This window comes from Neisseria sp. P0022.S010 (genome assembly GCF_051956635.1).
The window spans coordinates 1-724 of record NZ_JBQCXF010000783.1 but is presented as its reverse complement, the minus strand read 5'-3'; the positions used below and the strand labels follow the sequence as shown (position 1 = coordinate 724).

Annotated in this window: 1 protein-coding gene; it reads right to left on the bottom strand. The window is 36.0% G+C overall.

The features are described from left to right. On the bottom strand, nucleotides 1-724 hold a 724-nt coding region (locus tag ACTHUT_RS21390), incomplete at both ends, for a surface lipoprotein assembly modifier (RefSeq protein ID WP_440419816.1).

Sequence of the window (724 nt, the reverse complement as noted above, 5' to 3'; positions counted from 1 at the left end):
ACATAGCCATCTGTTTTAAAACTTTTATTTTTATAACCCAGGCTTATTCTTGCTACTTGATCATCATAAGCATGATTATCCCAATAAGTCACACCATCTATATCACCCGACATAGCTAAGTAGTGATTATCTTTAATATTATCATCACGATTAATAGATAACGAATAATTAAACCCATGTCCTTTTTGTGGCAAATAATCAGGATTCTTTTCAAATGCTAAATTACCAAATTGAGGAAGATGAATTTCGCGTTCCGTTGAAACATTATTAATATTGCTGTCTTGGATATAACTTAGACTACCTGAAATTTGCCATTTCTTTTTCTTTATAGCATCTTCATAAAGTGCGATAGTCGGAAGTACATCTTCAGGAAGCCCTTGCTCCTTGGCTGTATTGAATTCATGTTTCGCATTGCGAGTCTGTCTATCCTCATAAAGCATAGCAGCTAAATCTAAACGGACAGTAACAAGATAAGAATTCTGAGCGAGAATAGAACGATAAAGTTTAATAGCTTTTTTATATTTCCCTTCAGAGCGCCAAATTGCACCTTGCGCATAGGCCAATAAAATAGGATCGTGCCCGCTCCATTTTCGATATATCGGCAAGAGCTGTGCTGCCGATATATAATTTCGCATTTGTAAAGCCTGATTTAACAATGGCTCTGTCAATTCTGGTTGCTTGGCTAAATCATCTAATGTCAACGTTTGACTAGACTCTTCTAGAG